Annotated in this window: 7 protein-coding genes; 1 reads left to right on the top strand and 6 read right to left on the bottom strand. The window is 45.1% G+C overall.

Going from position 1 to position 6,557, the window contains the following annotated elements:
• The 5 genes from L1285_RS08180 to L1285_RS08160 form a co-directional block, all read right to left on the bottom strand.
• Positions 1-240 (bottom strand): hypothetical protein (locus L1285_RS08180; RefSeq protein WP_235411833.1); only part of this gene is annotated, 240 nt, incomplete at its 3' end.
• A 104-nt stretch (positions 241-344) separates the two neighbouring features.
• Positions 345-899: a hypothetical protein gene (locus L1285_RS08175; protein ID WP_235411831.1), complete on the bottom strand. Its 555-nt coding sequence runs from the start codon at positions 897-899 to the stop codon at positions 345-347.
• 342 nt (positions 900-1,241) lie between these two features.
• Positions 1,242-2,360 (bottom strand): IS91 family transposase, encoded by a 1,119-nt coding sequence (locus L1285_RS08170; protein WP_235411830.1) that lies wholly within the window; start codon positions 2,358-2,360, stop codon positions 1,242-1,244.
• Positions 2,357-3,193, bottom strand: coding sequence for a tyrosine-type recombinase/integrase (locus L1285_RS08165; protein ID WP_235411828.1), 837 nt, complete (start codon positions 3,191-3,193; stop codon positions 2,357-2,359). Before L1285_RS08165 ends, L1285_RS08170 begins: the two co-directional genes overlap by 4 nt.
• Positions 3,194-3,378: 185 nt before the next feature.
• Positions 3,379-4,398, bottom strand: coding sequence for a glycosaminoglycan attachment site (locus tag L1285_RS08160; RefSeq protein WP_235411826.1), 1,020 nt, complete (start codon positions 4,396-4,398; stop codon positions 3,379-3,381).
• A 351-nt stretch (positions 4,399-4,749) separates the two neighbouring features.
• On the opposite strand from L1285_RS08160, the gene L1285_RS08155 reads away from it, so the two are divergent.
• Positions 4,750-5,709 (top strand): integron integrase, encoded by a 960-nt coding sequence (locus L1285_RS08155; RefSeq protein ID WP_235411824.1) that lies wholly within the window; start codon positions 4,750-4,752, stop codon positions 5,707-5,709.
• 426 nt (positions 5,710-6,135) lie between these two features.
• Here the strand turns inward: L1285_RS08155 and L1285_RS08150 are convergent, their stop codons facing one another.
• Positions 6,136-6,429, bottom strand: coding sequence for a hypothetical protein (locus L1285_RS08150; RefSeq protein WP_235411823.1), 294 nt, complete (start codon positions 6,427-6,429; stop codon positions 6,136-6,138).
• Between the last annotated feature and the right edge of the window lie 128 nt (positions 6,430-6,557).

Here is a 6,557-nt window from a genome sequence, read left to right as displayed (position 1 = left end):
TTTGTTTATCGTTTTAGTAACTAGGTACTGTGCCCATGAAGCCCAAATAACAGCTATAAACATAATAATATCTATAGTTTGAGCAAGTCTGAACCTTATCTCAACCTCATCAAAGGCCCCAAAGTTGAATATACCTTGCTTAAATAGTAGTGAATTAAACATCCCTAAAATTATATAAATCAAGTACGCAGCACCTAAATGCTTAACATACAACTTAAATGATGAACCATTATTGCCCATTGATAATTATCCTGTGATTGCTGAGTGTTTAAATGCCTAACGCCGCCATAAGCGGTGAGCGACTGTTGGCTATACTGTGTAGCGAAGCGAAACGCAGCCAACTGTTACGAACCCGACTTGATGGCCTTGTTAGCTTTAATTTTATTAGGAATTTGAAAGTGGAACTGAGCAAGGTTATCAAAACCACTATACGCATTTGAGCATAGATCTTTTCTAATTACTTCATATAGTTCTGTAAACTCAGGCGCTTTACCACCTCCAGCAAATTTACTAACAAACTCAACAACTTCTTGAGATGCATATAGGGGTAGCCTGTTTACTTCAACACAAAACTTCCTATTTGCTGAAATTGCATCTTCACTCTCCATGTCATTGTGGTGTGAAAACTTTATTGACACTGCCTCCAGAAACATGTGGTAGTAATCTTGTTTGATCTGTCTAGCTTCAGCGTCTCTTTGTAATTTGGAGTCCTTTAAATACGCCATTTCAGATGTTAATTCATCATTTTTAGCTTTCAACTCCGATTTGAGTTTCTCTATTTTTTCGGCATATTCATGTTTAACTGCGTTAGTTAGTCTTATTTTAATCAGATTCCTAAATAAGAAACCTAGAGTAGCTAAAAGAACTGATGAACCTATAGTCGTGTAAATTATCTCCATAACTTCCCTTTAAAGCTAACGCTTTAGTATTCATGCGTACGCATAATCGTTTGTTGAACTGGGCCGCTACCTGCACGCCGTTTCCGGCTGGTGTGGTTTATGCTATGGGGATTTGCTTTTGATGAGTAACTTTTGATTTGAACCGTTTGTGACTTAAACCGCTACAACCTGACTCATTCCCTGCCTGAACAACCTTCTTTATGGGTATCATTAAACCCATTTTTTCACTCTTTGGCAAGGCTATCTGGCTCTGGCACAGCCTGACTTGCTCCACCTTTCAACATCCTTTGGCAGAGTGACCATCACCGCTGTATTCATTATTCTGGCAACCGCATCAGGTTGCTATCTCGTTCGTACTGTCTCTCCTGCTTGTCCATTTTCTTTACGCTCGCCAGACGTGTCTGCCAGTAACACCGATATCAGATATAGCCGTCCCGTTTGGCAGCGCTTGCACTGCCAGCTCGGTGGGATGGTCCCTCGCTCCTCATTGCTCGCTTCTTCTGATACCTTGACCACTGCCCCACATTGGCCACGTATCATCGCCCGTTTTTTTACCCTGCATGCATTTGCCAGGAACCCATAGTGTCGTATCCTCACAAACCCTCGGGGCAGCACATGTGACAGGTAACGCCCGATAAACGCGTCATGACTCAACGTCATTATCCGCTGTTTGTTACCATTTGCCGAGTCACGATAGGTAAAGCGTACTTGCCCGTCGCAACTATCAACCAGACGAGATTCATGCAACATGCCTTTGCGGGTATAGCGAGCAAGGTAGCTGACCAGCCGCTCGCTGTATTTCAGGCACGCTTTGCTATACACACACCACTTTTTTGGCACATTCAGAGCCTTGTCATTGACTCCCAATTCGCTCAGTGCACTCAACATTTTGCCTCTGAACACCGCAGACAACGCTTTCACCGGATACAGATAACCTTTGCTTATCCCCTGCCACTTGTCACCCATCAGGCTGCCCGCCGGGATGAGGCAATGTAAGTGAATATGCTGCACCAGTGTTTGCCCCCAGGTATGCAACACTGCGGTCATACCCAGCTGACCATGACGCTTTTTGTGCGCAAATGCGCTGAGCGTTGCCCAGGCAGCCCTGAACAAGCTGTTATACACATCCGCTGAGCGATACCGTGCCAGTTCATTCAGTTCATGGGGTAAGGTGAACACCACATGGAAATAGTGGCAGGGCAACAGATTGTGCTGCTGTTTTTCTGCCCACACTTGCGTTACCAACCCCTGGCAACGCGGACAATGTCTGTCACGACAGCTACACCCAATTTCCTGCACCTCGGCGCAACTATCACAGGCCCAGCGTTGATATCCCAGCTTGCCGGTTCTGCACGCCATCAGATGTTCACATACCCGCTTTTGCTGATAGCTCAATGAATGCGTTTGCATGTAGTCCGCCAGACTTTCATTTAGAATGTCTGCAATATGTAAGTGGCTCATTTCACTAGCCCCGGGGCCAGTAAATCAACACCGCCATGGCCCAGCTCCGGCAACCAGTGCAAGTATCCTTCTGTGGTTCTGATATCCTGATGTCCCAGCTGGTGCTGCAACTGATGCAGTGGCATACCTGCCTCAAGCTGATGCGTTGCAAACGCATGACGTAGCGCATGCGGATGACCCGCTTTGCTCAGCCCGCACCGCTGTGCCAGCGCGCGCAGTGGTTTACGAAACGTTGACGCTGATATGGGTCGCTGTGGGTAATAAGGCGCATAAAACAACCAGTCCGTTGGTCTGTACGCACACCAGTATACTCGCAGCTGAGCCAGTACGCTCGGCGGGAGCACCACGTAGCGAGCACGCTTCCCTTTGCCATGCTCGATGTATAAGGTGTTGCGTTCACTGTCTATATCCGCCACTTTTAGCTGCAAGGCTTCGCTGACTCGCAAACCACACCCGTAGCACAGCATAATTAATGTTTTAACTCGCACATGGTCGCAAGCGGCGATCAGCGCCTGGATCTCTCCTCGGCTAATATACGCCGGCGCCTTTAACGGCGCTTTAGGCAAGGCAACATCCAGTGCCAATGGTCGCTTAAGAATGTGCTTATACAAAAACGCCAGACTATTGATGATCAGACTTTGGCTGGCGCGAGACAACCGCCGAATGGAAGGATCTTTAAAGATCTGGTTCAGTTCATCCATTGATACTTCATCCAGCGGTTTATTCACCAAACGGCTGACCTTTTGGAGCGCATCACAATAGGATTTTTCTGTCTTCGCGGAGTAGCCTCGATAGCCAATCTCCAAACGGACTTGTTCGATTAGGGTATTCATCACTTACCTCGGTGTATTGTCTGGGACTATTCCCAAGGTAAGTGTGACTCAGATGGTGTGGTGCTGGATCTCCGCGTAGCGGCTTAGTTCAACGCTTGCGTAAACGGCTAATTTTAGTTGGCTATAATGTGGAGCGAAGCGGGGCCAGCCAACTGAAATTTGTCCGGTTTAACGCACTTGTTAGCTCACTTTATTCCAAAATTTAATGATTGCCTATGCATTAAAAACAAGCCGTTTCTTTTCTTATCTATTATTTTTGTTTCTGGATCTACAAATACTTGAGTAATACCAGAATGGTTATACATTTCTGGATCTAAAGGTCTTTTTGCATACGGGTTATGGAATACAAATAAACCATCACGAATATTCTCCTTTGCAGCTTGTTTGGTTATAGGCGAACCTTCCTCTTCCGACCACCAGACGGTATTTACAAACCTCATGATATCACTATTACCTGACATACTCTCAACTTTACCCCAAGTGGCAGTTGTACTTAAAACAATCGCACTTATATCTGAAAGCTGGTCATCTTCAAATAACCCTAGCTGTATTTCAGCTCCGTTGTCCTTTTCAACAAAGCCTAAATTAACACCTGGTGGGCCATTAGGGTATAAGTGAGGATTGTCATTGTAAGCATCTTCATCGACATAAAAATCATATAACAGTGCCATAATGGGAACTTCACATTGTAAATTGAAGTGGGGCTGTTCGAACGGAGCTACAGCTATAACAAAAGGGTTTCCTTTGACATGTTCAAGCTTAGAGTATTTTTCTTTATACTTTCGATACTTTGAGATAATAGAATTTGAGAGTCGAATAATAGACTCCATATTCATTTCTTTAAATTTTGTTGGAGGTGACTCCATTAAGTCCTTTTCCCACTCTGGGGTTTTACCTGATGCAGCAGCAGCTATCGTAGCTTCAATAACAATTTTTTTACTATTATGTTCAACTAAAAAGTCAGGCGTAGAATAGCTCCACTCCATAGAGTGACCAATTTCTCGGAAAAGGGCGTAGAGATAGATTTCCCAAAAACTTGAATTAAAAGTTGTTTGAAATTCTTTTACAAATTTATTATCTCGATCTGGAAAACCCTCGCACCATCTAAGTAGCTCTTGTCGATCACCTTCCTTTGATTGTCGCATTATAGAGGTATAGTTTTTGTGTAGATCTTCTTCTTTCACTAATGGTTGAAATAATTCCACTGATGATAAACTCCTTGATGAGCTAACAGCTTATTAGCGTGAATACCGGTTAGATCCAGTTCCTGAAACCGTACAGATCCACAGCCAAATCATTTTATTCATAATAAGAACAATAACCTACCACCATTACTCTTGTAGCTCAAGCCAAAATGGCTTTGTTGAAACCGAGCCGTGATCATAGCGAGACTTGGGGGTCTCGTTATGTAAAACTACTAACCTTTTGAATCTAATAAACTAAAAATGATGGCTGGCTTAAACGAGACCTTCAAGCGTGGAGAAAACGAGAAATTTGACTTGATAATTGGCCGCATTCACTTATACCTGTATAAATAAACAGCACTTGGAGTCAAGATGTCTTATTCACCTTTTTTGGAGTCTGTGCGCGTTGAGCTCAGGACCAAGCACTACAGTCTAAAAACAGAGAAAAGCTATCTGTACTGGATCAAAGGCTACATTTTATTCAATGACAAAAAGCACCCTGCTAATATGGGCAACAGGGAAATAGAGCGTTTCCTCAACCACCTGGCCGTTAACCGGGCGGTGAGCGCTGCAACGCAAAATCAAGCGCTGTGCGCCATCATTTTTTTGTACCGTTTTATTATAAAACGAGACATAAAAGGGTTGAACTATTCATTCAGTAAGCGAGATGTCGCGTTACCCACTGTTTTGAGTGCAAATGAAGCGCAAAAGGTGATAGCTAACCTTCATGGCGTACACAAACTCATCGCGTCGCTTTTGTACGGCAGTGGTTTGCGTATCAACGAAGCTTTAAAATTACGTATTAAAGACTTAGATTTTGCCAATAAGTCCATTTTTGTTTTTCGGGGTAAAGGCCGCAAGGACAGATACACCTTGCTGCCTAAGTCATGCTTGCAGGCATTAGAAGAACAAATGGCCGTGGTTAAATCGCTTCACCTAAAAGATCTGAACGCTGGTTTTGGGCTGACTTCGCTGCCACCGGCTCTGATCCGTAAATACGGAAATGCTGTGAAAGACTTCTCCTGGCAATATCTGTTTCCTTCTTCCACTCGATGCGTTCACCCGACAGACGAGTATGTTTGTCGTCACCATTTACATGAGACAGCATTTCGCAAGCAACTTAGGGCTGCGGTGCTGGCTTCCAATATCACCAAACGCGTCAAAGCGCATACTTTCAGGCACTCATTTGCCACTGAACTGCTGCGAAATGGTGCTGATATAAGGACAGTACAAGAGTTGTTAGGTCATACAGATATCAGAACAACCGAGATTTATACTCATATCATGGGCGATAAGTTTGCCTATACAACAAGCCCGATTGATAAACTCTGATATTCGAGCGCGTCACTATTTGTCCAGATATTTAAGAATTGAGCTGCGGTAGGTCCCAGCTCGTAAGCGTCCGAGATAACGGAGCTGTTTGTTAGGTTTGTCTTTGTCGAGGAACTGCCGCGTTATATTTAAGTAGATCACGGCTCGTAAGCGTCCGGGATGTCGGAGCTGTTTGTCGGGTTTGTCTTTATCTCGAGGAACTGCTGTGTGGTGTTCAAGTAGATCCCGGCTCGCATGCGTCCGGGGTGACGGAGTTGTTTGTTAGGTTTGCCTTTATCGAGGAACTGCTGTGTGGTGTTCAAGTAGATCCCGGCTCGCACGCATCCGGGATGACGGTGCTATTTGTTAGGTTTGTCTTTATCAAGGAACTGCTGCGTTGTATTCAAGTAGTTCCCGGCTCGCACACGTCCGGGATGACAAAGTTGCCTACAGCTTGTCTGTAACGAAGCACAGCGGTGTGGTGTTCAGGTAGATCCCGGCTCGCACGCGTCCGGGATGACGGAGTTGTTTGTTAGGTTTGTCTGTAGTAAGGCACAACTTTGTGGTGTTCAGGTAGATCCCGGCTCGCACGCGTCCGGGATGACGGAGTTGATTTTCAGGTTTGTCTGTAATAAGGCACAACTGTGTGGTGTTCAAGTAGATCCCGACTCGTAAGTGTCCGGAATGACTGAGTTGCTTGTCTGGTTTGTCTGTAACAAGGCACAGCTGTGTGGTGTTCAAGTAGATCCCGGCTCGCACGCGTCCGGGATGACGGAGTTGTTTGTTAGGCTTATCTTTATCGAGAAACTGCTGCGCGGCTTGTAAGTAGGTCCCGGCTCGCAAGCGTCCGGGATGACAAGATATATACA

The sequence above is a fragment of the Pseudoalteromonas sp. DL2-H2.2 genome (assembly GCF_021532535.1).
Lineage (GTDB): Bacteria > Pseudomonadota > Gammaproteobacteria > Enterobacterales > Alteromonadaceae > Pseudoalteromonas > Pseudoalteromonas rubra_A.
The sequence above is the reverse complement of the archived record's forward strand: the minus strand, read 5'-3'. Positions and strand labels throughout refer to the sequence as shown.